This window comes from Streptomyces sp. NPDC045695, assembly GCF_056432025.1.
The window spans coordinates 27,986-53,713 of sequence record NZ_JBWKJU010000023.1 but is presented as its reverse complement, the minus strand read 5'-3'; the positions used below and the strand labels follow the sequence as shown (position 1 = coordinate 53,713).

At 73.2% G+C, this 25,728-nt stretch carries 19 protein-coding genes and 1 other RNA gene; 8 read left to right on the top strand and 12 right to left on the bottom strand.

Translation table 11 applies throughout. The annotated features are described in order from the left end of the window. Positions 1-9 precede the first annotated feature (9 nt). The 3 genes from AC07DU_RS29150 to AC07DU_RS29140 form a co-directional block, all read right to left on the bottom strand. Complete coding sequence (locus AC07DU_RS29150; protein WP_479114673.1) at positions 10-1,185, bottom strand: uroporphyrinogen-III synthase; 1,176 nt, start codon at positions 1,183-1,185, stop codon at positions 10-12. 95 nt (positions 1,186-1,280) lie between these two features. Next, complete coding sequence (locus AC07DU_RS29145; RefSeq protein WP_360899735.1) at positions 1,281-2,651, bottom strand: nitrate/nitrite transporter; 1,371 nt, start codon at positions 2,649-2,651, stop codon at positions 1,281-1,283. Positions 2,652-2,748: 97 nt separating this feature from the next. Beyond that, positions 2,749-3,714, bottom strand: a complete 966-nt coding sequence (locus tag AC07DU_RS29140; protein ID WP_479114671.1) for a LysR family transcriptional regulator — start codon at positions 3,712-3,714, stop codon at positions 2,749-2,751. Between the two features lie 84 nt (positions 3,715-3,798). Here AC07DU_RS29140 and AC07DU_RS29135 point away from each other — a divergent pair, with 84 nt between their 5' ends. After that, positions 3,799-5,136: an MFS transporter gene (locus AC07DU_RS29135; protein WP_479114669.1), complete on the top strand. Its 1,338-nt coding sequence runs from the start codon at positions 3,799-3,801 to the stop codon at positions 5,134-5,136. A gap of 47 nt (positions 5,137-5,183) precedes the next feature. On the opposite strand, the gene ssrA is transcribed toward AC07DU_RS29135, so the two are convergent. The 5 genes from ssrA to ftsE all read right to left on the bottom strand — a co-directional run bounded on the left by ssrA (position 5,184) and on the right by ftsE (position 9,098). Continuing rightward, positions 5,184-5,572: a transfer-messenger RNA gene (gene ssrA, locus AC07DU_RS29130) on the bottom strand. A 101-nt stretch (positions 5,573-5,673) separates the two neighbouring features. Beyond that, the gene (gene smpB, locus AC07DU_RS29125; RefSeq protein WP_360899741.1) at positions 5,674-6,159 is read right to left on the bottom strand and encodes an SsrA-binding protein SmpB; all 486 of its coding nucleotides are present in this window, start codon (positions 6,157-6,159) and stop codon (positions 5,674-5,676) included. A gap of 18 nt (positions 6,160-6,177) precedes the next feature. Continuing rightward, positions 6,178-7,356, bottom strand: coding sequence for a S41 family peptidase (locus AC07DU_RS29120; RefSeq protein WP_479114667.1), 1,179 nt, complete (start codon positions 7,354-7,356; stop codon positions 6,178-6,180). Between the two features lie 67 nt (positions 7,357-7,423). Further along, a complete protein-coding gene (gene ftsX / locus AC07DU_RS29115; RefSeq protein WP_360899747.1) occupies positions 7,424-8,392 on the bottom strand; it encodes a permease-like cell division protein FtsX in 969 nt (322 codons plus the stop codon). Positions 8,393-8,408: 16 nt separating this feature from the next. Next, positions 8,409-9,098 (bottom strand): cell division ATP-binding protein FtsE, encoded by a 690-nt coding sequence (ftsE, locus tag AC07DU_RS29110; RefSeq protein WP_030011324.1) that lies wholly within the window; start codon positions 9,096-9,098, stop codon positions 8,409-8,411. Between the two features lie 238 nt (positions 9,099-9,336). Here ftsE and AC07DU_RS29105 point away from each other — a divergent pair, with 238 nt between their 5' ends. After that, positions 9,337-9,531: a hypothetical protein gene (locus AC07DU_RS29105; RefSeq protein WP_360899750.1), complete on the top strand. Its 195-nt coding sequence runs from the start codon at positions 9,337-9,339 to the stop codon at positions 9,529-9,531. Positions 9,532-9,611: 80 nt separating this feature from the next. Here the strand turns inward: AC07DU_RS29105 and prfB are convergent, their stop codons facing one another. Beyond that, on the bottom strand, positions 9,612-10,721 hold the full coding sequence (gene prfB / locus AC07DU_RS29100; RefSeq protein WP_360899753.1) for a peptide chain release factor 2: 1,110 nt from the start codon (positions 10,719-10,721) through the stop codon (positions 9,612-9,614). Positions 10,722-11,037: 316 nt separating this feature from the next. On the opposite strand from prfB, the gene AC07DU_RS29095 reads away from it, so the two are divergent. Further along, the gene (locus AC07DU_RS29095; RefSeq protein ID WP_479035818.1) at positions 11,038-12,042 is read left to right on the top strand and encodes an isopenicillin N synthase family dioxygenase; all 1,005 of its coding nucleotides are present in this window, start codon (positions 11,038-11,040) and stop codon (positions 12,040-12,042) included. A gap of 81 nt (positions 12,043-12,123) precedes the next feature. Here AC07DU_RS29095 and AC07DU_RS29090 read toward each other — a convergent pair whose 3' ends face one another. Then, positions 12,124-13,377, bottom strand: coding sequence for a serine/threonine-protein kinase (locus AC07DU_RS29090; protein ID WP_479114665.1), 1,254 nt, complete (start codon positions 13,375-13,377; stop codon positions 12,124-12,126). A gap of 169 nt (positions 13,378-13,546) precedes the next feature. Continuing rightward, complete coding sequence (locus tag AC07DU_RS29085; RefSeq protein WP_479035823.1) at positions 13,547-15,253, bottom strand: serine/threonine-protein kinase; 1,707 nt, start codon at positions 15,251-15,253, stop codon at positions 13,547-13,549. Positions 15,254-15,744: 491 nt separating this feature from the next. Here AC07DU_RS29085 and AC07DU_RS29080 point away from each other — a divergent pair, with 491 nt between their 5' ends. The 5 genes from AC07DU_RS29080 to AC07DU_RS29060 all read left to right on the top strand — a co-directional run bounded on the left by AC07DU_RS29080 (position 15,745) and on the right by AC07DU_RS29060 (position 24,867). After that, entirely contained in the window at positions 15,745-18,765 is a 3,021-nt protein-coding gene (locus tag AC07DU_RS29080; RefSeq protein WP_479114663.1) for an FHA domain-containing protein, read from the top strand. A 167-nt stretch (positions 18,766-18,932) separates the two neighbouring features. Next, positions 18,933-20,297 carry an ABC transporter substrate-binding protein gene (locus tag AC07DU_RS29075; protein ID WP_453375094.1) on the top strand — a complete coding sequence of 455 codons (1,365 nt, stop codon included), beginning with the start codon at positions 18,933-18,935 and terminating at the stop codon, positions 20,295-20,297. Positions 20,298-20,302: 5 nt separating this feature from the next. Beyond that, the gene (locus AC07DU_RS29070) at positions 20,303-21,604 is read left to right on the top strand and encodes a carbohydrate ABC transporter permease (RefSeq protein ID WP_479035831.1); all 1,302 of its coding nucleotides are present in this window, start codon (positions 20,303-20,305) and stop codon (positions 21,602-21,604) included. Then, positions 21,601-22,470, top strand: a complete 870-nt coding sequence (locus AC07DU_RS29065) for a carbohydrate ABC transporter permease (protein ID WP_479114660.1) — start codon at positions 21,601-21,603, stop codon at positions 22,468-22,470. The genes AC07DU_RS29070 and AC07DU_RS29065 overlap by 4 nt, the downstream gene beginning before the upstream one ends. Before the next feature lie 123 nt (positions 22,471-22,593). Continuing rightward, on the top strand, positions 22,594-24,867 hold the full coding sequence (locus tag AC07DU_RS29060) for a bifunctional glycosyltransferase/CDP-glycerol:glycerophosphate glycerophosphotransferase (RefSeq protein WP_479114658.1): 2,274 nt from the start codon (positions 22,594-22,596) through the stop codon (positions 24,865-24,867). 137 nt (positions 24,868-25,004) lie between these two features. Here the strand turns inward: AC07DU_RS29060 and AC07DU_RS29055 are convergent, their stop codons facing one another. Further along, a complete protein-coding gene (locus AC07DU_RS29055; RefSeq protein ID WP_479114656.1) occupies positions 25,005-25,622 on the bottom strand; it encodes a TetR/AcrR family transcriptional regulator in 618 nt (205 codons plus the stop codon). Between the last annotated feature and the right edge of the window lie 106 nt (positions 25,623-25,728).

Below are 25,728 nucleotides of genomic sequence, written 5' to 3'. Positions count from 1 at the left end.
CCGGGCACGCTAACCCAGAACCCCCCGGGCCGTCACCGCATCCGGCGCGAGCTCCCCGTACTTGGCCTCGCCGCCCGCGTCCAGCGACAGCCGGTAGCCGCGCTTGACCACCGTCTGGATCAGGTTCGGCGCTCCCAGGGCCACCCTCAGACGGGCCATCGCCGTCTCCACCGCGTGCTCGTCGCGGCCCGCGCCCGGGAGCGTCCGCAGCAGGTCCGCGCGGGACACCACCCATCCCGGCCGCCGGGCCAGCGCCCGCAGCAGCGCCATCCCGGCGGGCGGCACCGGCCGCAACTCCTCGTCGACCAGGACCGCGTGGCCGCGGATCTCCACCCGGTGGCCGGCGACCGGCAGCACCCGGGCCCGCCCCGGCAGCTCCTGGCACAGCAGCTGCACCAGCGGGCCCAGCCGGAACCGTTCCGGCTGCACCGTGTCCACCCCCTGCGCCTGCAACGGCAGCGCGGTCATCGGCCCCACGCACGCGGAGAGCACCCCGCCGCGCAGCGCGTCCAGCACGGCCTCCCGTATGCCCCGCTCCTCGGCCCGCGACAGCAGCGAGGCCGCCGCCGGGGCCGAGGTGAAGCTGACGGCGTCCACCGCGCCGCAGACGATCGCGTCCAGCAGCCGGTCCAGCGGCGCGAGGTCCTCCGGCGCCATCCACCGGTACACCGGGACCACGACCACGTCGGCGCCGCCGGCCCGCAGCGCCTCGACGAAACCCGGCAGGGGCTCCCCGTGCAGCTGGAGGGCGATCCGCCGCCCGGCCACCCCGGCCGACAGCAGCCGCTCCAGTACCTCGGCGAGCGATTCCGACTCCGGGGACCAGGTCTCCACGAGCCCGGCGGCCCGGATGGCCCCCTTCACCTTCGGCCCGCGCGCCAGCAGTTCGGCGGCCCGCAGCCGTTCCAGCAGCTCCTCGCCGATCCCCCAGCCGTCGGCGGCCTCGATCCACCCGCGGAAGCCGATGGCGGTGGTGGCCACGACCACGTCCGGCGCCAGACCGATCAGTTCCTTCGTGGCGGCCAGCAGCTCGCTGTCGTCGGCGAGCGGCACGATCCGCAGCGCCGGCGCGTGCAGCACCGCCGCTCCGCGCCGCCGCAGCAACGCGATGAGTTCGTCAGCCCGCCGGGCGGCGGTGACCCCGACGGTGAAGCCCGCGAGCGGGCCGGTCTTCGTGTCGTCCATCGTGACCTGCCTACTGACTGCATGGGGGGCGGTACGGGTGAACCGAGAGTGCCAAGGCGGCGTGTCGGTCTCGGTTCACCCGTATTTCGCCGCGGTTACACCGACGTGAGCTGCGTCTTCGCCTCGACCCCTGCCGAGGCGATCACCGCGGCCGCCGGCCGGCGAAGGTATACCGCCCAGGTCACCGCGCAGCACACGGCGTAGAAGCCGAGGAAGGTGACGAAGGCGGCCGTGCCCGAGCCGGAGGTGCGGAACGCCTCGCGGAAGACCAGGTTGATGCCCAGTCCGCCGAGGGCGCCGACCGCCCCGATCAGGCCCATGGCGGCGCCGGAGAGCCGTCGTCCGTACGCCGCGGCGGCCTCGCCGTCCATGCCGCGGGCGAGCGCCTTGGCCTGGAAGATGCCCGGGATCATCTTGTACGTCGAGCCGTTGCCGAGGCCGGACAGGACGAACAGCGCCACGAAGCCGACGAGGAACACCGCCAGCGAGTGCCGCTGCGAGGCGAAGACGACCACTCCGGTCGCCGCCGCCATCGCCACGAACGTCCCCAGGGTGATCCGCGCCCCGCCGAACCGGTCCGCCAGCGCCCCGCCCACCGGCCGGATCAGCGAACCGAGCAGCGGTCCGATGAAGGTCAGCGAGGCGGCCTGGAGCGGGGTGCGCCCGAACTGGGTCTGGAGGACCAGTCCGAAGGCGAAGCTGTATCCGATGAAGGACCCGAAGGTCCCGATGTAGAGGAACGACATGATCCAGGTGTGCGCGTCCCTGACCGCCTCGCGGACCGCGCCGGTGTCGTTGCGCACGGGTGCCAGGTTGTCCATCCGTGCGGCCGCCAGGGCCGCCGCGAGCACGATCAGCGGGAGGTAGGCGCCGAGCAGCAGCCGCGGGTGGGTGGCACCGGCGGTGGCGATGACCAGCAGTCCGGCCAGCTGGACCACGGGTACGCCGATGTTGCCGCCGCCGGCGTTCAGGCCGAGCGCCCAGCCCTTCTTACGCAGCGGGAAGAAGGCGTTGATGTTGGTCATGGAGGAGGCGAAGTTGCCTCCTCCCACCCCGGTGAGGGCGGCGACGAGCAGGAAGGTCCCGTACGAGGTCCCCGGCTCCATCACCACGATCGCGGCCGTCGTCGGGGCGAGCAGCAGCAGCGCGCTGAAGACGGTCCAGTTCCGGCCGCCGAAGCGGGCGACGGCGAAGGTGTACGGGACCCGCGCGAGCGCGCCGACGAAGGTCGCGGTGGCGATCAGGAAGAACTTGCCCGCCGGGTCGATCCCGTAGGCGGGGCTCATGAAGAGGACCATCACGGACCAGAGCGACCAGATGGAGAACCCGATGTGCTCGGAGAGCACGGAGTAGACCAGGTTGCGGCGGGCGGTCCGCTCCCCCGTCTCCTTCCAGAAGGTCTCGTCCTCGGGATCCCACCGCTCGATCCAGCGGCCCCCCTTGCGCGGTGCGGTCGTACCGGTCATCACACGCCTCCACAGCTGTCGCGTCCGTGGTGACGACCGTAGGAAGGGTGCGTTTCGGCCTCGGTCCCCGCCGGATGACCGCCGGGAAACCTTGCTCTCACCCGCCGCCGGCAGCGTGTGTGAGCCCTGCCGGGAGGCGGCTGCCGGGCGGCGGTTCCAGCCATCCGCGCTCCGCCGCGAGGGAGGCGGCCGCGGCGCGCAGGGCGTCCAGCCCGGGGTGGCCGAAGCCCTGGCGCCACACCATCGACAGCGGCGACAGGGGCACGGGGTCGACCAGGGGCCGCTTCACGCAGCCCGGCATGTCGAGGAAGTCCACGGTCGCCAGCACCGGATGACCGGTCTTGGCCATCACCCGGCTGAACTCCTCCTCGCCCACCGCCACCGGTGCGGGCGGCGCCATCCGGATGCCCCGCCCGGCGAACAGCTCGCGCGCCAGCCCCGTCCACTCCAGGGTCCGCGGGTTCCCGGCGCCCGCGTACACGGTCTCCCCGGCCAGCGCGTCCAGCGGTACGGCCTGGCGCGCGGCCAGGGCGTGCCCCTCGGGCAGCAGCACGGCGAGCGGCTCGTACCGTACGGGGAGCTGCGCCAGCGGCGTCCGCAGCGCCGGGTCGAGCCCGTCGGCGTAGCCGAAGGAGACGTCGAGGCGCCCGGCCGCGATCTCGGCGGCGGCGTGGGTCAGCCCGCTCTCGAAGCGGGCCATCAGCTCGCAGTCCGGGGCGAGTTCGCGGGCCCGTTCCAGGACGACGCGGCCCGTGCTGGGCCCGGCCATGTTCAGGTCGACGAGCAGGGGCCGGGGTGCGGTGAAGGCGGCGGCCAGCTCCTCGTGCGCGGCCAGCACCCGGCGGGCCGGCGGCAGCAGCCGCTCCCCGTCGGCGGTCAGCTCGACGGCGCGGGTGGTGCGGACGAACAGCACGGCGCCCAGGGCCCGTTCGAGCCGCCGGATGTCACGGCTGAGCGCCTGCTGGGCGACGTACAGGCGGGCGGCGGCCCGGGTGAAGTGCAGCTCCTCGGCGACGGCGACGAACCCGCGCAGCAGTCGGGGGTCCACATCACGGGGCGTCATCCCCGGAGACTAACAACACAACGGCGTGAATGGGCTCCGAACAGGTGTTGGACCCGCCCGGGGGTGCGGCGCGAGGCTCTTCCCATGCCCGCCACCACCACGACCGCCGCCCCGGTCCCCGCTCGTACTCCTGCTCGCGTCCCCGCCCCCCGTATGACCGTCACCGGCGGCACCCTCGTCATCGCGGCCGCTCCGGCCGCCGCCCGGCCCGCCGCCCGCACGGCCCTCCGGGCGCCCGGCCCGTACCGCCGCCTGTTCGCGCTCCCCGGCACCCGCGGGTTCACCGCGGGCAACCTCCTCGCCCGGCTCCCCATGGGCATGTTCGGGGTCAGCGCGGTCATGATGATCGCGGGCCAGCGCGGCTCGTACGCCCTCGCCGGCGCGGTCACGGCGACCGGTCTGGCCGCCACGGCGCTGGTCGCCCCCTGGACCGCCCGGCTGGTCGACCGCCACGGCCAGGCCCGGGTCGCCGTCCCGGCCACGCTGATCGCGGTCCTCGGCTCGCTCTCGCTGATCGCGTGCGTCCGTACGCAGGCCCCCGCCTGGACCCTCTTCGCCTCCTACGCCGCGACCGCCACCACCCCCAACATCGGAGGCATGTCCCGCGCCCGCTGGACGCACCTGCTGCGGGACGTCCCCGCCTCCCACCACACGGCGATGTCCTTCGAACAGGCCGCGGACGAGCTGTGCTTCATGCTCGGCCCGGTCGTGGCCGCCTTCCTGTGCACCGCCGTCTTCCCCGAGGCGGGCACCCTCGTCGGCGCGGCCCTGCTGCTCACCGGCATGCTCGTCTTCACCTCCTGCCGCTCCACCGAGCCCCCGGTGACGAAGGCGCCCCGGCGCGGCTCGCCGCTGCGCGCACTGAGCCCGCTGCTGCCCCTCTTCGTCGCCACGGGCGTGGTCTTCGGCTCGATGGAGGTCACCTCGATCGCCTACCTCGACGCCCACGGCCTGGGCGCGGCCTCCGGCCCGGTCCTGGCCCTCCAGGCGGCGGGCTCCTGCGTGGCCGGTCTGCTCTACGGCACCCTGCGCCCCCGCTCCCTGACGGCCTGCGTGGCCGCACTGGCCGCCCTCATGGCCCTGCCCTGGGCCGCGGCGGCCACCGGCTCCGTGCCCGCCCTGGCCTGCGCCCTCCTGCTGGCCGGCATGGCCACGGCCCCGACGATGGTCACGGCGATGTCCCGCGTGCACGCCCTGACCCCGCCGGGCCGCCTCAACGAGGGCATGACCCTCGCCGTCACCGCCATCTTCGCGGGCATCTCCCTGGGCGCGGCCACGGCCGGCACCCTGGTCGACCACCTCGGTCCCACCACCCCGTACGCCCTCCCGGCCGCAGCAGCCCTCGCGGCCCTGGCAACCGTCCGCGCCACCACGCGCACCAGGGGAGCGGACGTCACGCACGACAAAGGCCCCGCAGCATGACGAAGGCCCCGCAGCCGAGAGGCCGCGGGGCCTTTGCCCACATGGGGTGGTGGAGATGGCGGGAATCGAACCCGCGTCCAACGGTGCAGAAGCAGGGCTTCTCCGAGCGCAGTCCGCTGCGCTTTTCTCAGCCCCGGAGATCACACGGACAAGTCTCCGACGGGCTCAGTCACTGTTTGATTTCCCTCCAACCCCCGTGACCGGGGCTAGAGGTTTAGATCCCTTGTTGACGCCAGGATCCGGACCGGGACCACTTCCGGGCTGACGCTCCTCACAGAGGCTTCAGCTCACTGTTATTAGGCAGCGAGGGTGAAGCGGGAGTTATCGCTCTTGGAGTTGGCGATTATTGTTTGCGACATGTGGTTAGCGAGATCATTGCCGCTTCCTCGGCTCGCTTCCCCTGCATCGACATCCGCTGTCGAAACCGATCATCCCCATGTTTCACACTGTTCAATTGTTCGATTCACAAGCGCTCCACCCGCGAGCGGGTGGTGCTGACGCCATGGTACGCGAAGTGGACCACTGCGTGCCAGGAGATTAAACCGTACCCCGCTGCCTGCGCCGCACCGCCGAGATCGCCCGGTTCGTCTCACGGGTGTCCTGCTTCTCCCGCAGCGTCTGCCGCTTGTCGTACTCCTTCTTGCCCTTGGCCAGCGCGATCTCGATCTTCGCCCGGCCGTCCTTGAAGTACAGCGAGAGGGGCACGATCGTGTGACCCGACTCGTCCGCCTTGCGCTCCAGCTTGTCGATCTCCTCCCGGTGCATGAGGAGCTTGCGCTTGCGGCGGGCGCTGTGGTTCGTCCACGTGCCCTGGCTGTACTCCGGCACGTGCACGTTGTAGAGCCACGCCTCGCGGCCCTCCACCGACACGAAGCCGTCCACCAGCGAGGCCCTGCCCTGGCGCATGGACTTCACCTCGGTGCCCGTGAGCACGAGACCGCACTCGTAGGTGTCGAGGATCGTGTAGTCGTGACGCGCCTTCTTGTTCTGGGCGATCAGCTTGCGCCCTTTTTCCTTAGCCATAGTGCGGTCATTTTCGCACTACGGACCCACCCCGAGGCCACCCAATACCGTGACGGCGCGCTCCTCGGCCCGCTCGCCCGCCGGGACGTCCGGCGTGATGCCGCTGCCGTCCAGGCTGCGGCCCGCCGGAGTACGGTACGTGCCCACCGTCAGCTCGGCCACCGAGCCGTCCGGGAGCTCGGTCGGCATCTGCACCGAGCCCTTGCCGAAGGTGCGGCTGCCCACCGCCACCGCCCGGCCCCGGTCCTGGAGGGCGCCCGTCAGCAGTTCGGCCGCGCTCATCGTGCCGCCGTCGACCAGGGCCACCAGCGGCCGGGTCGTATCGCCGCCCGGGGCCGCGTAGAGGGCCCGCTGGTCCCCCCGTACGTCGTACGTCGCCACGAGCCCGCCGTCCAGGAAGGCGGAGGCGGCCGTGACCGCCTCGCCGACCAGCCCGCCCGGGTTCCCGCGCAGGTCGAGCACGACCCCGCCGCCGGCCGGGGCCGCGCGGACCGCGGACCTGACCAGCTCACCGGCGCCGCGGGTGAAGGAGGCCACCTTGATGACGGTGACACCGCCCCCGAGCTGCCGTACGGTCACCGGCTCGGTGCGCAACTGCTCGCGGCGGACGGTCTCGGTGAGGTCCGCGCCGTCCCGGCTCAGGTTCAGCACGACGGGGGTGCCGGCCTCACCGCGCAGCAGCGTGACCACGTCGGTCACGGCGAGGCCGGTGACGGCGTGCCCGTCGACGCTCACGAGCCGGTCCCCGGCGCGCAGCCCGGCGCGGTCGGCGGGGCTGTCGGGCTGCACCTTCTCGACCTTGATCGTGCCGCCCGGGCCGCGCGCGGCCCAGACGCCGACACCGGTCCAGTGACCGTCGAGGCGCTCGCTGAAGGCGGCGTACTCGCCCTGGTCGTAGACGGTGCCCCAGCGGTCGCCGCTGCGGCTGACCACCTCCTGTGCGGCGCTCTTGCCGGACTTGCCCTCGGCTGCGGCCTCGGCCGCGGCACGGGCGACCGCGTCGCGGTCTGCGGTGCCGGCCTCGCGGGGCGCGGAGGGCGCGGGGGCGTCCGCGAGCACCGCGGCGTCCGCGCCGTCCTCGCGGTCCCAGCAGCCCGTACACGCACCGGCGGCGACCGCGGCGAGGAACGCCAACGTCAAAACGGCCCCGCGACGCTGGTCGCGGGGCCGGAGACTGAAGGCGGGCAGACCCAGCATGGCGCCGAGTCTAGGACAAGCCCCGTGCCGGTTCGGAGGGTTGACCGGACCGCGCGCGGGGCACTTGTCACACCTTCAGGTACTTGCGCAGGGCGATGAAGGCGGCCATGGAGGGCATCAGGAGGCCGATGAACAGCACGTACGGCAGCTTGGCCAGCACCGATCCCCAGCCCATGAAGTCGATGAGCTGGATCTTGTCCCGCAGGCCGACGCCGTGGTCGATCACGAAGTACTGGCCGGAGACGAGCATCACGCAGGCGAAGAGCGCCCCGATGAGGCCGGCGAAGGCGGCCTCCATGATGAAGGGCACCTGGATGTAGAAGCTGGAGGCACCCACCAGCCGCATGATCCCCGTCTCCCGCCTCCGGCTGAACGCCGAGACGCGCACGGTGTTGACGATCAGCAGCAGCGCCACGATCAGCATGATCAGCATGATGCCGAGGGCGGCGTAGTTGAGGTAGTTCAGGATCCGGAAGAGGTCGTCGATCGCCTGGCGCTGGTCGTCGACGGTGTGGATGCCGTCGCGGCCCGCGAAGGCGGAGGTGACCACCTTGTACTTCTCCGGGTTCTTGAGCTTGACCCGGAAGGACTCCTGCATCTGGTCGGGGGTGATGGAGGAGGCCAGCGCGGTGTGGCCGTACTGCTCCTGGTAGTGCTTGTACGCCTCGTCCGCGGACTCGTAGGCCACGGACTTGACCAGGGACATCTGCTTGAGCTCGGACTCGATCTGCTTCTTCTGCTCCTCGGTCACCGCACCCTTGCGGCAGGTGGCCACGCCCGCGGCGCCGCCTCCCGAGCCGTCGGGCTTGGCGGCGGCCTCGCTCGCCTCCTGGGCGTCCTGCTTGTTGCAGAGGTAGATCGAGACGTTGGCCTTGTCGTACCAGAAGCCCTTCATCCGGCTCACTTGCTCGCTCATGAGCAGGGAGCCGCCGAACAGGGCCAGCGAGAGGGCCACGGAGATGATGACCGCGAAGGTCATGGTGAGATTGCGACGGAGGCCGACGCCGATCTCCGACATGACGAACTGGGCGCGCATGCGACTCAAGGGCCTTTCAGTGCTGGTAGCCGTAGACGCCGCGCGACTGGTCGCGTACGAGTCGGCCCTGTTCGAGTTCGATGACGCGCTTGCGCATCTGGTCCACGATCTGCTGGTCGTGCGTCGCCATGATCACGGTGGTGCCGGTCCGGTTGATCCGGTCGAGCAACTTCATGATCCCGACGGAGGTCTGGGGGTCGAGGTTGCCCGTGGGCTCGTCCGCGATCAGCAGGGCGGGGCGGTTGACGAAGGCGCGGGCGATGGCCACGCGCTGCTGCTCACCGCCGGACAGCTCGCCGGGCATCCGCTCCTCCTTGCCGCCGAGGCCCACGAGTTCGAGGACCTGCGGGACGGCCTTGCGGATCTCGCCCCTCGGCTTGCCGATGACCTCCTGCGCGAAGGCCACGTTTTCGGCCACCGTTTTGTTGGGCAGCAGGCGGAAGTCCTGGAAGACGGTCCCCAACTGGCGCCGCATCTGCGGGACCTTCCAGTTGGAGAGCTTGGCGAGGTCCTTGCCCAGGACGTGCACCTGGCCGTGGCTCGCCCGCTCCTCGCGCAGGATCAGCCGCAGGAAGGTGGACTTGCCGGAGCCGGAGGAGCCGACCAGGAAGACGAACTCGCCCTTGGCGATGTCGAGGGAGACTTCTCTGAGTGCTGGGCGGCTCTGCTTCGGGTAGGACTTGGAGACACTGTCGAATCGGATCACGGGTGCACCACGGTCGCCGGGAGTAGGTGTGCGTGACCATACGCGAACGGGCGCGGGGTGTGGACCCAGCAGCCCGAGTTGCGCGATTTATCCCGTGGTGCGGGGTGGTCCCGCTGGTGATTGCCCGGACGGGCCGCGCCGAATGCCGCCGAAGCTGGCACAGTGGGAGGGGGAACGGAGTGCTCCCCCGTGCCGTTGTGCATGTGTAAGAGGACCAAGGGGACGAGAGGAGGAGCGCATGACATATGACCGGCTCGTGTGCGCGAACTGCGCCGCACCCGTCAGCCAGGGCCGCTGCCCGGTGTGCCGGGCGAACCGGGAGCGCCTCCAGCAGCAGGAGGGCCCCTTCTCCGGCCTGAATCCCGTGACGCTCATCGCGCTCATGGTGATCCTCGTGGCGGCACTGGTCCTGGTGGCCCAGCAGACCGCGTAGACGTACCGATCACATGCCGTGAAGCGGAAGGGCCCGGACACCAGGGGTGTCCGGGCCCTTCCGTCGTTCACATGCGCTGATTACGCGGTCTGCTCCTGCTGCTTGCGCCAGCGGATTCCGGCCTCCAGGAAGCCGTCGATCTCGCCGTCGAGCACCGCCTGCGGGTTGCCGACCTCGAACTCCGTCCGCAGGTCCTTGACCATCTGGTACGGGTGCAGGACGTAGGACCGCATCTGGTTGCCCCAGGAGCTGCCGCCGTCCTTGAGGGCGTCCATCTTGGCCTGCTCCTCCTGGCGGCGCCGCTCCAGCAGCTTGGCCTGGAGGACGTTCATGGCGCTGGCCTTGTTCTGGATCTGCGAGCGCTCGTTCTGGCAGGAGACGACGATGCCGGTCGGGATGTGCGTGATGCGCACCGCCGAGTCGGTGGTGTTGACGCCCTGGCCGCCGGGGCCGGAAGCGCGGTACACGTCGATGCGCAGCTCGCCCTCGTCGATCTCGACGTGGTCGCTGGACTCGACGACCGGCAGCACCTCGACGCCCGCGAAGGAGGTCTGGCGGCGGCCCTGGTTGTCGAAGGGCGAGATCCGCACGAGGCGGTGGGTGCCCTGCTCGACGGAGAGGGTGCCGTAGGCGTAGGGGGCCTTGACGACGAAGGTGGTCGACTTGATGCCGGCCTCTTCCGCGTACGAGGTCTCGTAGACCTCGGTCGGGTAGCCGTGGCGCTCGGCCCAGCGCAGGTACATGCGCTGGAGGCGCTCGGCGAAGTCGGAGGCGTCGACGCCGCCGGCCTCGGCACGGATGTTGACCAGGGCCTCGCGCTCGGCGTACTCGCCGGAGAGCAGGGTCCGGACCTCCATCTCGTCCAGCGCCTTGCGCACGGAGACCAGCTCGGTCTCGGCCTCGGCGAGGGTGTCCGCGTCGTCCATTTCCTGGGCGAGCTCGAACAGCACCGCGAGGTCGTCGATGCGGCCGCGCAGGGTCTCGGTCTTGCGGACCTCGGCCTGGAGGTGCGAAAGCTTGCTCGTGATCTTCTGGGCGGCCTCCGGGTCGTCCCACAGGGACGGCGCGGCGGCCTGCTCCTCGAGCACGGCGATATCCGCCCTCAGCTTGTCGAGGTCCAGGACGGCCTCGATCGACCCCATGGTCGAGGAGAGGGACTTCAACTCTTCGGAAACATCGACGACTGCCACGGGTCCAGCGTAGCCGGTCCCCGGAGGAGGCCGTCCGGGCAGGCCGGATCGCCCGTACTGATGGCGGGTCGTACGGGCGTACGCTCAGCGTATGACCGTTCGCCTCGTCAAGCGCCGCCATGTGGACCACATGCGTGTCACGACGACGAGCTGTCTGCCGCCGGACCTGTCCCAAGCCTGATCAAGCCCGATCCGACTTGGTCCTGTACGCGGCCCAAGCGGTCCCGGCGCCATCCCTGCCGGCGACCCTCCCCACCCGCGGCCCCCGCCACCCGAAGGGGAACAGGACCCCGTGACATCCCGAAACGGAGCCGTCATGCCGTCCGCGCACACCTCTCTTCCCGTCCTGGACCTCTCCCAGGCCGACGATCCCGCCCAGCGGGCCGACTTCCTCAAGAACCTGCACGCGGCAGCCCGGGACACCGGATTCCTGCACCTCACCGGGCACGGGATCACCGCTGCCGAGAGCGACCGCATCCTGGCGCTGACCAGGGCGTTCTTCGCCCTCCCGGAAGCCGACCGGCTCGCCGTCAGCAATCTGAACTCCCCGCACTTCCGCGGCTACACCCGGATCGGCCACGAGCTGACCGGCGGGGCCAGCGACTGGCGGGACCAGCTGGACGTCGGCGCCGAGCGGCCGGCGCCGGTGGTGGGGCCGGACGACCCGGCGTACCTGTGGCTGGAGGGGCCGAACCAGTGGCCCGCGGCGCTCCCGGAGCTGCGCACGGCGGTCCTGGAGTGGCAGTCCCGCCTCGCCGCGGTGGCCCACCGCCTGCTCCAGGAGATCCTCTTCTCGATCGGCGCCCCGGCCGACTTCTTCGACGAGGCCTTCGCGGACCGCCCCCACCTGCACACCAAGCTGATCCGCTACCCGGGATCCGCCCCGACGGGCACGGACCAGGGCGTCGGCGCGCACAAGGACTACGGCTTCCTCACGCTGCTGCTCCAGGACTCGGTCGGCGGGCTCCAGGTGGTCCGGGACGGCGGCTACCTCGACGTCCCGCCGCTGCCCGGCGCGTTCGTGGTGAACCTGGGCGAGCTGCTGGAGATCGCGACGGAGGGCTACCTGACCGCGACCGACCACCGGGTGGTCAGCCCTCCGGGTGCGGTGGAGCGGTATTCGGTGCCGTTCTTCTACAACCCGCGGCTCGACGCGGTGATCGACACGGTGCCCGGCGCCTACCTGCGCGAGGCGCCGGGCGTCGCGCACGACGCCTCGAACCCGCTGCACGCCGAGTACGGCCGCAACGAGCTGAAGGGCTGGGTGCGCGCCCATCCCGCCGTGGCGCGGCGCTGGCACCCGGAGCTGGTCGCGGCGTAGCCCGCGGGGCTGTATTTCAGCCCCGCCGGCGTTTGAGGCGCGGGGGTTCGGGGGCGGCGCCCCCGACCACGGCGAGCGGCGTTACGGGGTGCGCGGGCCCGACTGCTTGCTGTCCTGCGGGGCGGCCGGGGCGTCGTCGCCCGAGACGGCGAACCAGGCGCCGACCCCGACGGCCGCGGCCAGCGCGACGGCCGCGGCCGAGACGACCAGCCTCCGCTTGCGCGCGGCCTCGGCCCGGTGCCGGGCCGCGCCCGGGCGGTGGCCGCCCGCGGGCCGCGGGACCCGCGCGGTCCCCAGCGCGCCGCCCGCCAGCTCCTCCGGCCCGGGCACCCGCATCGAGGTGTGGGTGTCCCGGTTGGAGTCGGTCGCGGACCCCGGCACCAGCGGGACCACGCCCCGCCGCCGCACCGGGTCGCTCACCGGATCGGCCGCCTCCTGCGGAGGGTCCGGCTCCGCGTCGTCCGGCTCGTCCACGTCCAGCGGGGGCATCCCGGCCAGCAGCGGCAGCAGGTCCCGCAGCCGGACCGACAATTCCGAGGCCCGCAGCCGCGAGGCCGGGGCCTTGGCCAGGCACTGCACGATGAGCTGCCACAGCTCGTCGGGGATCCCCGGCAGCGGGACGACCGTCTCCGTCACGTGCCGCCGCAGCACCGCGCCGGGGTGGCCGCCGCCGAAGGGGGTGAAACCGGCCAGCAGTTCGTACAGGACGGTGGCAAGGGCGTATATGTCCACGGCGGCGCGCGGGGGCAGGCCCTCCACGATCTCCGGCGCGAGGTAGTCCGGGGTGCCGATGATCCGGGTGGTCGGGGCCGAGGCCCGGCCGGCGGACGCCCGCCTGGGGGAGTCGATCAGCTTGGCCACGCCGAAGTCGGTCAGCAGCGCCGGGTGCGCGCCGCCCGGGCCGAGCGGGCCCTGCATGTCCAGCAGCACGTTCTCCGGCTTGACGTCGCGGTGCACGACCCCGGCCGCGTGCGCCGCGGCCAGCGCGTCGGCCACGTCCGCGACGATCACCACGGCCGCCTCGGGGGCGAGCCGGCGCTCGCGGTCCAGGCGCGTGCGCAGGTCCGTACCGCGTACGAGGTCCATGACGAGGGCCAGGTCGTTGCCGTCCACGACGAGGTCGCGGACGGAGACGACGTGCGGGTGGTCCAGGCCGAGCAGCGCGCTGCGCTCCTGGACGAACCGTCCGACCAGTTCCTGGTCGGACGCGAGGTCCTCGCGCAGCAGTTTGACGGCGACGGGCCCGTCAGGCCCCTCGCCCAGCCACACCGTGCCCGCGCTGCCCCGCCCCAGGATCTGGTGCGCGGTGTACCGGCTGCCGATCTTCCGTGCCACGACTGCTCCCTCAGCGGCTGGCGTACGCATCAAAGCTACGCGGCCGGATGGGCGTTGGAGGCCAGCAGGGGGCCGGATTCGCGGCGACCTTCACTTCTGCGGGCGAAATCACGTCCCAGAAGTCGACAAATCCACGAAGTCGGCGCTACGGGCCTCGCTATGACGCCCCCTACGGCGCCGAGCCGGAGTCCCCCAGGGTGCCGACCCAGTCGACGATGTCGCCGCCCCAGGTCCACAGCTGGTCCCACCAGCCACGGCCGGTGCCGACCCACTCCTGGAGCGGGGTGAGCTCCCAGACCAGCCAGCCCGCCACGAAGAACAGCAGGATCACGACCAGGCAGCCCTTGAGGCAGCCGAGGCCGGGGATGCGCACCGGGTTGGCGCTGCGGCGGCGCGGCTCGCGGGGCTCCCGGGGGGCCGGGGGCTGCGGCGGCGGAGCCTGCGGGGGCTGCTGCGGCTGGCGGTACTGGGGCTGCTGCGGCGCCTGCGGCTGCTGGTACGGCTGAGGCTGGTGCTGCTGACGCTGCGGCTGGTAGTGCTGCGGCGGAGGCGGAGGCGCGTACTGCTGGTGCTGGGGCTGCTGCTGCGGCTGCCGGTACTGGGGAGGCTGCTGCGGCGAGCCCTGACCGTACGGCTGCTGCGACTGGGGCTGCTGCGGCCGGTGCGGCGGCGGGGGCGCCTGGCGCTGCGGGCGGCGGCGCAGCGGGTCCTCGCTCGGGTCGAGGTACTGCATCTGCGTCTGTTCGTTGCGGTCCCGGGCGGCCTGCAGCTGCGACTGCCACGGGTGCGGCTGGTCCGGCCGCTGTACGGGCGGCATGACCGAGGTGGGGTCGGGCGCTCCGACCGGCGGCATGACGCTGGTCATGGCGTTCGGGTCGTAGGCGCCCATGGGCGCGGCGCCCGCGCCCGCGGGCAGCACCTGGGTGGCGTCCGCGGCGCCCGGGGTCTCGGGGACCGGCGCCGGCGAGGGGTCGGGCGCGAGCAGCGCGCCGACGCCGAGCGCGGCCTCCACCTCGGCGGCCGAGGAGTGCACGCCGATGCCGGCGGCGACCACGCGCAGGGCGCGGGCCAGGCTCACCGCGCTGGGGCGCTCGTCCGGCTCCTTGCGCAGGCAGCGCTCGATGACCGTCCACAGCGGGTCGGGGACGGTCGAGGGGCGCTGCGGCTCCTCGCTGAGGTGGCGGTGCAGCACTTCGAGCGCGGTGCCGCCGCCGAACGGCGGGCGCCCGGTGAGCAGCTCGTACAGGAGGATGCCGGCGCCGTAGATGTCGACGGCGGAGGTCTGCGGGCGGCCCTCCGCGGACTCGGGGGCGACGTAGGCCGGGGTGCCCACGAACTCGTGGGTGCGGGTCAGGCCCGGGGAGTCGGCGAGGCGCGCGATGCCGAAGTCGGTGAGCATCGGCTTCATCTGTCCGCCGCGCTCGTCGAGGAGCACGTTGGCGGGCTTCAGGTCGCGGTGGACCACGCCGTCGGCGTGGCTGGCGGCGAGCGCGTCCGCGATCTGGGCGGTCAGCAGGCTCGCGGCGACCGGCGTGAAGGGGCCGTTCTGGCGCAGGTACTTGTGCAGGTCCGGGCCCTCGATCAGGTCCATGACCAGGGCGAGCAGGTCGCCCTCGACGACGAGGTCGCGCGTGCGCACGATGTTGGGGTGGGTCAGGCGCAGGAGGACCGAGCGCTCGCGCAGGAAGCGCATGACGATGTCGGCGTCCTGGGCCAGCTCCTCCTTGAGGACCTTGATGGCCACGGTCTCGCCGGGCTGCCCCGCGACGGCCGCCTCGGCGCCCGCGGTCTCCCTCTGGCGTGCACGCCAGACAGTGCCCGTGGCGCCGCGCCCGAGCGGCTCCTCGAGCAGGTATTTGCTGCCGACTGGCCGCACGTCTCGCGCTCCCCTGCTGTCGTCCTGCTGTTCGTCTTGCTGCGGTCTCGCTGCGGTTCTCGCTGCGGTCTTGCCGCGGTCTTGCGTGGTCGATCCGCTGCTTGGGTTTTCCGGCCCACTCTAGGGGGTGTCCCCGGGGAAGACGCCGGTCGTCGGAGGTTGGTTGCCGCACATATGTACGGAGGGTGACGTTTGGGGGGTATGCCGGAGGCGATTTTCCCCTCTTCCCCAGCCCTGCCGTCGCTTTCCAGCCGCGGTCGGGGCCGGACCGCAGCCGATCAAGATCACTTGTCGGTGGGTGCCGGGCGTGTTGTCGGTGACAGGTGCGAGGATGCACACATACGGAAGTCAGGGTCGGGAGCCCCGCCTTCCGGCAGACCTGACCGGACGACGCGTCCGTGCCGGGTGGGGGGCGATCGGGCAGCCATGTCCCGACATTCCCCTGCCGGGCGCACACACGGCGCACCGCGCAGAAGGGACCGCTGACGGCGATGCAGATCCGGCTGACCGTCCTTGGGTCGCGCAGCGGCCACCAGAGCGCACCCGCGAGCTGTGACGTGCTCGTCACGGCCCCCGCCGGCACCGCCCTCGCCGCGGTCGCCTCCGGGCTCGCGGCGACCGTCGGCGGACCGGACACCGGTGGCACGGTCGTGCTGTACGCCGGCTCCGAGCGCCTCGACCTCCAGCGCCGGCTGCTCGGCGAACCCCCGCTCGTGGACGGGGCGGTCCTGGCCCTGCACGCGCCGGTCGCGGACGTCCTGCCGGAGGAGGGCCTCGGCGCACCCCAGTTGCAGGTCGTCGCCGGACCCGACGCGGGCGGGGTGCACCTGCTGCACAGCGGGCAGATCCGGGTGGGCCGCTCCGCCGACGCCGACGTCCCCCTCGACGACCCCGACGTGTCCCGGCTGCACTGCGCGGTGACGGTGATCCGGGACGGGCGGGTCGCGGTCGCCGACCTGAACTCGACGAACGGCACCACGCTGGACGGCTTCCCGGTGGGGGCCCAACCGGTCGCCCTGCCGCCGGGGGCGCTGCTGCGGATCGGCGAGTCCACCCTGCGGCTGGCCCCGGCGGGCGCGGGCCCCCGCGCGGTGGTCCCGGACCGGGAGGGCCACCTCGCCCTCGCGCCGGAGGCGCCGGGCGCGGCCGCACCGGGTGGTCAGACCGGCTGGCCGGGCTCCGGTGCGGCCGGCTCCGGTGCGGCCGGCTCCGATGAGTCCTCGGGGCCCGGCCCCGGCGGAGCCGGACGGGTCGCCGGCCCGCCTGACCCGGGCGGATCGGCGGCTTCCGGCCCCTCGGCCGGGTCGACGGGCCCCGGAGCGGCGGGAGAGCCGGGCCCCGGTCCGGCGACCGCGGGCGGAGCCGGACCGGCGGGCCCGCCGGCCGCCGCAGCCGGCGGCCGGCGCAAGGGGCTCGGGGCCTGGGCCCGCAAGTGGGTGCGCGGGGAGGACCTGGCCGAGGCCGTCCCGGAAGCCGTGGCCACCGCGGCCGCGCCCGACCCCGACGATCCGGCCACCCTGCTGCTGGCCGCGATGGGGCCCACCGAGCGCCTGTGGTCCCGTACGCCCGGGCACCCGGCGGCGCTGACCGTGGGGCTCGGCGCCGGGTGCCGCGTGTCCCTGCCCGCCGTCGGCGCCCTGGGCATCGCGGGTCCGCGGGCGCGGCTGGCCGGGGTGGCCCGCTGGGCCGTCGCGCAGCTGGCCGCCCTGCACGCGCCGGGGCAGCTGGAGATCGTGCTCATCTCCACCGACCGGGCGCGCACGCCGGCCGAGCGGCGGCGCGACTGGGGCTGGCTCGGCTGGCTGCCCCACGTCCGGCCCGCGCACGGCCAGGACTGCCGGCTCCTCCTCGCGTACGACCGCGACCAGGCCACAGCCCGTACCGGTGAGCTGACCCGGCGTCTGGACGAGGGTCCGCTCGGCACCCATTGGGCCGCCGCCGATCCCGCGCGGGTCCGGCAGGCCGCCGAGGCCTACGAGGGCCCGTACACGCTCGTCGTCCTGGACGGCGACACCGGCGCGGGCCCGCTGCGCGACATCACCGGCCGGCTCGCCTCGCACGGCCCGGCCGCCGGGATCCACGTGCTCGCGCTGGCCGAGGCCCCCGCCGCCACGGCCGCCTCGCCGGTCACCGAGACCTGGGACGCCGCGTGCGCGAGCGCCCCCGCCTTCCGGGACTGCGGCGCGGTCGCCCTGCTCAGCGGGGAGGTGGCCACGGCCGTACGGACCTTCTCGGTCTCCGGCGGAAGGCCCGTGCCGTCCGGGGCGACGGCCACCGCGGACGCCGTCTCCGCCGCCTGGGCCGAGCGCTTCGCCCGCGCCCTGGCACCCCTGCGCCCCACCGACGGCGGCTCCACGGCGCCGGTCCGGCCGGCGACCGCCACCCTGCCCGCCACTGCGCGGCTGCTGGACGAGCTGGGCCTGGCCCGGGCCACCCCGGCTTCGCTGATGGCCCGTTGGGCCGCCGCCACCGACCAGGGGCAGGGCGTGGGCGGCCTGGCCGAGATGGTGCTGGGCAGCGGGCGGCGCGGGCCGGTCGGCGCCGAGCTGGTCCACGACGGCCCGCACCTGCTCATCGAGGGACCCGCCGGGAGCGGGCGGACCGAGCTGCTGCGGGCGGTGGCGGCCTCGCTGTCCGCGGGCGCCCGGCCCGACCGGCTGGGGCTGGTCCTCCTCGACGGGGCCGGGGGCGATCGCGGAGAGGGACTGGCGCCCTGTACGGAGCTCCCGCACGTCTGCGCCCACCTGGTCGCCTCCGACCCGGTGCGCATGCGGGAGTTCGCGCAGGCGCTGGGCGCGGAGCTCAAGCGCCGCGACGAACTGCTGGAGGGGCTGGCGTTCGCCGACTGGCACGCGCGGCGCGAGGTCGCCGACCGGCTGGTCTCGCCCCGCCGGCCCAGCCCGGGCGAGCTGCGCGGCGACCTCGACCCGCCGCGCACGGGAACGCTCAGGCTCCGCGCCTCGATCACCCGTACGGAGCCGGCCGGGCCGAGCCCGCTGCCGCGCCTGGTGGTGCTGGTGGACGACCTCGACGCGCTGGTCGCGCCGGGGCTCGGTAGTACGGGCCGGCCCGCCGCGGGCTCGGTCGTCCGGGCGCTGGAGGCGGTGGCCCGCGAGGGCGCCCGGCTCGGTGTGCACCTGGTGGCCACCACCGCCCGACCCGACCGTACGGCCGGCACCGGTCTGGCCCGGCTGGCCACCCTGCGGGTGGAGCTCGACGCCCCCGACCAGCCGGGCCCCGGCCGCGGGCTGCTGCGGCACTCCGACGACCGCACGGTCCCCTTCCAGGCCGGGCGGGTCACCGGCCGGATCCCGCGGACGGCGACCCAGCGGCCGACCGTGGTCCCGGTGGAGTGGGAGCGGATGGGTGATCCGCCGGCCCGCCGCCCGGTACGTGAGCTGGGCAACGGCCCGACGGACCTCGCCCTGCTGGCCAGCGCCCTGGACCGGGCCGCGCACCTGGTCTCGGCGATACCGGTGCTCTTCCCGCCCGATCGGCAGGACACCCCCTAGGCAACGCGGCGAGGCGCGGTGCCAGACCCCGCGCGCCCGGCGTGATCCACCAGACACCCCCTAAGAGTGGTTCTTGGGCGCAGGGGGCCGACGCGGTATTGCGGGGCCGCGCACGTCGGCGTAGACCTTGTGGTCCGGGACACACCACGGGCATCGGGGGCAGAACCATGCGCAAGCACGGAACGGGCCGTACGACACTCACCTGGACGGCGCTCGCCGCGGCGGGCGCGCTCGCGCTCTGCGCGTGCGGAGGCGATGCGGACCAGAAGGCGGAGCCGCCGCAGGGCGGTTCGGCCGAGCCGAAGCAGAGCGTGCAGTTACCGAAGCTGCCCGGCGAGAAGCTTCAGGTCGCCGCCGTCTGGACGGGCCCGGAGCAGGAGAACTTCACCAAGGTCCTGAAGGAGTTCGAGAAGCGGACGGGGGCCACCGTCACCTTCGTACCGGCCCAGGACCCGATCGTCACCTTCCTCGGCTCGAAGATCGCGGGCGGCGCCCCGCCGGACGTGGCGCTGCTGCCGCAGGTCGGCGCGCTGGTCTCGGCGGTGCAGAACAAGTGGGCGCAGCCGGTGGGCGAGGAGGCCCAGGCCCAGCTCGACGCGAACTACTCGGCGGGCTGGAAGAAGCTCGGCGCGGTCGACGGCACCCAGTACGGGGTCTACTACAAGGCCGCCAACAAGTCGCTGATCTGGTACAACGCGAAGGCCTTCGAGGCGGCGGGCGTCAAACCCCCGACGACCTGGAAGGAGCTGATCACGGCGGCCGACACGCTGTCCGCGTCCGGTACCCCGGCCGTCTCGGTGGCGGGCGCGGACGGCTGGACCCTGACCGACTGGTTCGAGAACGTCTACCTCTCCCAGGCGGGCCCGGAGAAGTACGACCAGCTGGCCAAGCACCAGCTCAAGTGGACGGACGACAGCGTCAAGCAGGCCCTGACCACCCTGGGCGAGCTCTTCGGGCGCAAGGACTTCCTCGCGGGCGGGCCGAGCGGGGCGCTGTCCACCGAGTTCCCCAAGTCGGTCACGCAGACCTTCACCGGCGGTGACCGGCCGGCGGCCGCGATGGTCTTCGAGGGCGACTTCGTGGCGGTGAACATCGCGCAGACCGAGGCCAAGGTGGGCGAGGACGCCCTCGTCTTCCCCTTCCCCGCGGTCGGCCAGAAGGCGCCGGTCGTGTCGGGCGGTGACGTGGCGGTCGCGCTGAAGCCGTCGAAGGGCGCGCAGGCCCTGCTGACCTTCCTGGCCTCGGCGGACGCCGCGGAGATCCAGGCCCGCGAGGGCGGCTTCGTCTCCCCGAACAAGGCGGTCGACCCGGCGGCCTACCCGAACGACATCCAGCGCGGCATCGCCAAGGCGCTGATCGCGGCGGGCGACGACTTCCGCTTCGACATGTCCGACCAGGCCCCTGCGGCCTTCGGCGGGACCCCGGGCGCGGGCGAGTGGAAGACGCTGCAGGACTTCCTGGCGAACCCGTCGGACGTGGCGGGCACCCAGGCGAGGCTGGAGGCGGACGCGGCCAAGGCGTACGGGAACTGATCCCGGTGGCGGCCACCTCCCAGGAGGTGCGGCGCCGCCGCCTGATCGCGGCGGCGTTCCTCCTCCCGGCCCTCGTGCTGCTCGGCGCACTCGTCGTGCACCCCATCGGCTATTCGGTCTACCGCAGCTTCTTCGACCGCTCCGGCGGCACCTTCGTCGGGGCCGGCAACTACCGCGAGATCCTGCACGACGACACGATCCGCACCGCCCTGAAGAACACGGCGGTGTGGGTGGTGCTCGCCCCGACCACGGCCACCGCACTGGGCCTGATCTTCGCGGTGCTCACCGAACGGGTGCGCTGGGGCACCGCGTTCAAGCTGCTCGTCTTCATGCCGATGGCGATCTCGATGCTGGCGGCGGGCATCATCTTCCGGCTCGTCTACGACCACGATCCCGACCGGGGCGTCGCGAACGCGGTCTGGGTGGGGGTCCACGACACCTTCGCGGAGTCCTCGGCCTTCCCCAAGGCCCGCCCGGGCCGGGACTCCCCGCTGGTGCCGGCCGCCGGCGGCGCCTTCGTGACCCGCGAGCCCGTACGGGCGGGTGCGGCCGTGCTGCTGCCGCTGGTCGGGGTGGCCCCGGAGGCCCTGCCGGACGGGACCCGTACCGCCGCGGCCGCGGCCCCCGAGCCGGGGAAGGTCACCGGCACCGTCTGGCAGGACTTCACCCGGGGCGGGGGCGGCGCGACCAACGCGGTCGACCCCGCGGAGACGGGGTTCTCCGGGATGCGGATCGAGGCGGTCAAGGACGGCAAGGTGGTCGACACGGCGACGGCCCGCGCCGACGGCACCTTCACCTTGTCGGCGAAGGCGGACGGGGCCGTGCTGCGGCTGCCCGCCTCGAACTTCCGGGAGGCGTACGGGGGCGTGCAGTGGCTCGGCCCGACGCTCGTCACGCCCGCGGTCATCGGGGCGTACGTATGGATGTGGGCCGGTTTCGCGATGGTGCTGATCGGGGCCGGGCTGGCCGCCGTACCGCGTGAGCTGCTGGAGGCGGCGCGGGTGGACGGGGCGAACGAGTGGCAGGTGTTCCGCAGGATCACGATCCCGCTGCTGGCGCCCGTGCTGGCCGTCGTGCTCGTCACCCTCGTCATCAACGTCATGAAGATCTTCGACCTGGTCTTCGTGATCGCGCCGGGCGCGGTCCAGGACGACGCGAACGTGCTGGCGCTCCAGCTGTACCGGACCTCCTTCGGGACGGACGCCGATCCGGGGCTGGGCAGTGCCATCGCCGTGCTGCTGCTGGTGCTGGTGGTCCCGGTGATGCTCGTGAACATCCGCAGGCTCCGCAAGGAGGGACGCCGATGACTCCGATGAGCAGCACCGGGGGGACGGCCGGCAGGCTGGCCGCACGGGCGGCGGGTGGGGCGCTACGGGTGTTCCTGGTGCTGGCCGCGCTGTTCTGGCTGCTGCCCACCCTGGGCCTGCTGATCTCCTCGTTCCTGTCCCCCACGGCCCTCAACGAGGGCGGCTGGTGGCAGGTGCTGAGCGCACCGTCACGCCTGACGGGCGACAACTACGAGCGGCTGCTGGCCAACGACACGATCACCGGCTCCCTCCTGAACACCTTCGCGATCGCGGCACCGGCCACCCTGCTCGTGCTGGTCCTGGGCGCCTTCGCCGGATACGCCTTCGCCTGGCTGGAGTTCCCCGGCCGGGACTGGCTCTTCCTCCTCGTCGTCGGGCTGCTCGTCGTCCCCGTGCAGGTGGCGCTGATCCCCGTCTCCCAACTCTTCGGCTCCATCGGGCTGTTCGAGACCACCGCGGGCGTGGTGATCTTCCACACCGCCTTCGGGCTGCCCTTCGCCGTGTTCCTGCTGCGCAACTTCTTCGCGGAGATCCCGCGCGAGCTGCTGGAGGCGGCCCGTCTCGACGGGGCGGGTGAACTGCGGCTGTTCGCGCGGGTGGTGCTGCCGCTGGGCGGTCCGGCGATCGCGTCGCTCGGCATCTTCCAGTTCCTGTGGGTGTGGAACGACATGCTCGTGGCGCTGGTCTTCGCCGACTCCGCCAACCCGCCCATCACGGTCGCGCTCCAGCAGCAGGTACGGCAGTTCGGCAACAACATCGACGTGCTGGCGCCCGGCGCGTTCCTGTCGATGGTGGTGCCGCTCGTCGTCTTCTTCGCCTTCCAGCGGCAGTTCGTCACGGGGGTGATGGCGGGCGCGGTCAAATAACGCTCCGGCCCGCGCCGACGTGCGAGGTTGACGCTGCGTAACCCGATTGCCGCACGCTGCGTAACCCGAACACCACGCCGGGGGTTCCTGGGCCATATGCCCGCGCCGACCCCTGGATGTGCCGTGCCCCGGTTCAGCGTCATCGTGCCCGCGTACAAGGTCCAGGCGTACCTCCAGGAAAGTCTGGACTCGGTCCTGACGCAGTCGTACACGGACCTGGAACTGATCGCGGTCGACGACGCCTCCCCGGACGCCTGCGGCTCGATCATCGACGAGTACGCGGCGCGCGACCCCCGGGTGACCGCCGTGCACCTGGCGCACAACCTGGGCCTGGGCCCGGCCCGCAACGCGGGCCTGGCCCGGGCCACCGGCGACTACCTGGTCTTCCTCGACGGCGACGACACCCTCGCCCCCGGCGCCCTCCAGGCCATCACCGACCGGCTGAAGGCCACCGGCTCCCCCGACGTCCTGGTCTACGACTACGCGCGCACCTACTGGACGGGCGAACTGGTCCGCAACCGCCTCTCGCACCGGCTGTCCGAGGAGGGGCCCGCCAGTTTCCGGCTCGCCGACCGCCCGGCGCTGCTCGCCATGCTGATGGTGGTGTGGAACAAGGCCTACCGCCGCGAGTACGTGGAGCGCGAGGGCCTCTCCTTCCCGCCCGGCCTCTACGAGGACACCCCCTGGACCTATCCGGCGCTGCTGGCCGCGCAGTCCCTCGCCGTCCTCGACCGGGTCTGCGTCCACTACCGCCAGCGCCGCACCGGCTCGATCCTGACCACCTCCAGCCGCCGCCACCTCGACGTCTTCGACCAGTACGACCGGGTCTTCGGCTACCTCGGCGGCCGCCCCGAGCTGGAGCGCTGGCGCCCCGCCGTGCACCGCCGGATGGCCGAGCACTTCTGCGCCCTGTACGCCGACCCGCGCCGCCTCCCGCGCGCCAGCCGGGCCGAGTTCTTCAAGCGGGCCTCGGCCCTGCTGCGCCGCTACCGCAGCCCCGGCCGCGCCGGCGGGCTGCCGCTGTCGCCGTCCCGGACCGACCGGGTGCGCCACCTCCTCATGCGGCTGGGGGTGCGGCGCACCTACCGGGCGCTGTCGGTGCTGCGCTCCTGCGCACTGGCCTCCGCCCACGGGGTCGCCTCACTGGTCCGGGGCCTACGCGAGGCCGCGCTGCGCCTGCACTACCGCCTCCAGCGGCTGCTGCCCCTGCGCCGGGACCTGGCCGTCTTCTCCGCGTACTGGCACGGCGGTTACGCCTGCAACCCGGCGGCGATCGAGGCCACACTGCGCGAGCTCGCGCCGGGCATGCGGACGGCGTGGATCTGCGACCCGGCGCACGCCGCGACCCTGCCCCCGGAGACGAGGCCGCTGCGGCCGGGCTCGGCGGCGTACTGGACGGCCCTGGCCAGGGCCTCGTACCTGGTCACGAACGTCAACTTCGACCGCGCCCTGGTCAAGCGCCCGGGCCAGATCCTGCTCCAGACGCAACACGGCACCCCGCTCAAGCGCGTCGGCCTCGACCTCCAGGACCACCCGGCGGCCACGCCGACGACGGATTTCGCGGGCCTGCTGCGCGGCGCCGACCAGTGGGACTACCTGCTCTCCGCGAACCGCCATTCCACCCTGGTCTGGGAGAAGGCGGTCCCGTCCTCCTACACCACCCTCGAATACGGCTACCCGCGCAACGACGTCTTCCACCGGGCCACCCGGGCCGAGGTCCTGGAGCTGCGCGAACGCCTGGGCGTCCCGGCGGGCTCGACGGTCATCCTGTACGCGCCCACGCACCGCGACTACCGGCGCAGCCGGCCGGACCACCTGGACTTCGAGCGGGTCCTGCGGGACCTCGGGCCGCGCTTCACGATCCTTTCCCGCACCCACCTCACGTACGCGGACGCGCCGCCGCAGGCGGACACCCACCCCCGCCTGATCGACGTCTCCTCCCACCCGTCGGTGGAGGAACTGTGCCTGGCCTCGGACGCGTTGGTCACCGACTACTCGTCCCTGATGTTCGACTACGCGGCGCTGGACCGGCCGATCGTGATCCACGCCGACGACTGGGAGGCGTACGAGGCGGCCCGCGGCACCTACTTCGACCTGCGGGCGTGCCCGCCGGGCGCCATCGCCCGGACCCAGGACGAGCTGGTGGACATCTTCACCACGGGCCACTGGCAGGGGTCGCGCTCGGCGCAGCTGAGGGCGGCCTTCCGCGCGCGCTTCTGCCCGTACGAGGACGGCAACGCGGCGGAACGGGTGGTCCGCCGCGTCTTCCTGGGCCAGTCCCAGGACCTCCCCGCAGCCGTCCCCCTGGCAGACCGCCACCCCTGCCCCCCGGCAGCCCCCACCCCCCAACCGGACCTCCCCCTGGCCAACCTGAGCCCGGCCGCACGCTGGCCGTAGCCCAATCCAGCCCGCCGACCGTTCCAGCCCCGCCGGCGTTTGAGGCGCGGGGCCCGGGGCGGCGCCCCGAATCCAGCCCCGCCGGCGTTTGAGGCGCGGGGCCCGGGGCGGCGCCCCGGCACACCCGGCGGCACGGCTCAGACGGCCCGCAGCCCCGCCACCACCGCCCGGCCCAGTGCATCCAGGTAACCCGCCGGGACGGCATCCCGCACGACCACCTGCCGCCAGTACAACGGCCCGATCGCCAGATCGAGCGCCCGCTCCGGATCGGCCCCCTCCGGCAGTTCACCCCGCGCGACCGCCTCGCCGACGATCCCGGCGGCCAGCCGCCGCTGCCCTTCGAGCAGCGCTCCCCGCACCGCATCCGCGATCTCCGGATTCCGCGCCGCCTCCACGAGCAGGTCGGGAATCACCGCCGACGCCACCGGGTGCCGCAGCACGTGCGACATGACCTCCAGCAGGGCCCGTACGTCCCCGTACAGCGACCCCGTAGCCGGCACGGGCAGCCCGTCCACGGCGAAGACCTCCACGAGGTCCAGCACCAGGTGCAGCTTCGACTTCCAGCGCCGGTACACCGCGGTCTTGCCGACTCCCGCCCGCCGGGCGATCCCCTCGATGGACATCCGGGAGAAGCCGACCGCGGCCAGCTCGTCCAACACCGCCGCCCGGATCGCCTCGGTCACGTCCTCGCGCAGGACGGCGGCCCCGGCCGGGGCACGGCGGGCAGGGGCGGGGGCGGCAGGCTCCGGAGTCATGAGCCGAGCATAACGTCACCTACGTCACGACGATACGGTTGCGTTCCGACGCCCTCACGCCCTAACCTCGCCGTAACGACGATACGGACCCGTCCCGTCCTATCCC

Excerpts from the sequence above, each read along its gene's own strand:
- AC07DU_RS29150 (WP_479114673.1), bottom strand. The coding sequence starts at position 1,185 with ATGGACGACACGAAGACCGGCCCGCTCGCGGGCTTCACCGTCGGGGTC.
- AC07DU_RS29145 (WP_360899735.1), bottom strand. The coding sequence starts at position 2,651 with ATGACCGGTACGACCGCACCGCGCAAGGGGGGCCGCTGGATCGAGCGG.
- AC07DU_RS29140 (WP_479114671.1), bottom strand. The coding sequence starts at position 3,714 with ATGACGCCCCGTGATGTGGACCCCCGACTGCTGCGCGGGTTCGTCGCC.
- AC07DU_RS29135 (WP_479114669.1), top strand. The coding sequence starts at position 3,799 with ATGCCCGCCACCACCACGACCGCCGCCCCGGTCCCCGCTCGTACTCCT.
- smpB (WP_360899741.1), bottom strand. The coding sequence starts at position 6,159 with ATGGCTAAGGAAAAAGGGCGCAAGCTGATCGCCCAGAACAAGAAGGCG.
- AC07DU_RS29120 (WP_479114667.1), bottom strand. The coding sequence starts at position 7,356 with ATGCTGGGTCTGCCCGCCTTCAGTCTCCGGCCCCGCGACCAGCGTCGC.
- ftsX (WP_360899747.1), bottom strand. The coding sequence starts at position 8,392 with ATGCGCGCCCAGTTCGTCATGTCGGAGATCGGCGTCGGCCTCCGTCGC.
- AC07DU_RS29105 (WP_360899750.1), top strand. The coding sequence starts at position 9,337 with ATGACATATGACCGGCTCGTGTGCGCGAACTGCGCCGCACCCGTCAGC.
- AC07DU_RS29095 (WP_479035818.1), top strand. The coding sequence starts at position 11,038 with ATGCCGTCCGCGCACACCTCTCTTCCCGTCCTGGACCTCTCCCAGGCC.
- AC07DU_RS29080 (WP_479114663.1), top strand. The coding sequence starts at position 15,745 with ATGCAGATCCGGCTGACCGTCCTTGGGTCGCGCAGCGGCCACCAGAGC.
- AC07DU_RS29075 (WP_453375094.1), top strand. The coding sequence starts at position 18,933 with ATGCGCAAGCACGGAACGGGCCGTACGACACTCACCTGGACGGCGCTC.
- AC07DU_RS29065 (WP_479114660.1), top strand. The coding sequence starts at position 21,601 with ATGACTCCGATGAGCAGCACCGGGGGGACGGCCGGCAGGCTGGCCGCA.
- AC07DU_RS29055 (WP_479114656.1), bottom strand. The coding sequence starts at position 25,622 with ATGACTCCGGAGCCTGCCGCCCCCGCCCCTGCCCGCCGTGCCCCGGCC.